This window comes from Mesorhizobium sp. M1A.F.Ca.IN.020.06.1.1, assembly GCF_004023265.1.
Lineage (GTDB): Bacteria > Pseudomonadota > Alphaproteobacteria > Rhizobiales > Rhizobiaceae > Mesorhizobium.
The window spans coordinates 1-514 of the sequence record NZ_RZSR01001745.1 but is presented as its reverse complement, the minus strand read 5'-3'; the positions used below and the strand labels follow the sequence as shown (position 1 = coordinate 514).

Below are 514 nucleotides of genomic sequence, written 5' to 3'. Positions count from 1 at the left end.
TCTTTTCCACCAGAAGACGAAACGATTTGCCTTCCGAGACCGACGGAGACTGACGTGAAGCGTGTTTTGCCACTTGTTTTCATTCTTGCTTTCAGCGCGCCGGCCGTTGCGCAGACCGTCGACAGCCAGGGCGCCAAACAGCTTTCGGACAATCTGGCGCGCTATTTCGGCAAGCAGGCGTTCGAGAAGGGCGTGCTCAAGGTCTCGGTCGAAGGCGACGCCTACAAGATCGCAGTGGACGTCAAGGCCCTGGTCAGCGCCCTGCCGGAGCAGAAGCCGTTCAAGATCGACCTCGCGCCCTATGCCTTGATGGTGAAGCCGCGCAGCGATGGATTCTGGGACGTCACCTCGGATTTTTCCCACACCATGTCCTTCGAATTCAACGGACCCGAAGGCCCGCAAAGCATGCAAGTTTCGGTCAAGGACGGCAAGGGCTCCGCCGTCTACGATCCGAACCTGGCGGCGTTCACCAGCGGCGCCAGCTCGATGGCCGGCATGACGATGACGTCTCGGG

General features: G+C 60.1%; 1 pseudogene. It reads left to right on the top strand.

Features of this window, described 5'->3' with window-relative positions:
- Positions 1–54 precede the first annotated feature (54 nt).
- Positions 55–514 (top strand): annotated as a pseudogene (locus EOA60_RS36665) (hypothetical protein); the annotation flags it as partial.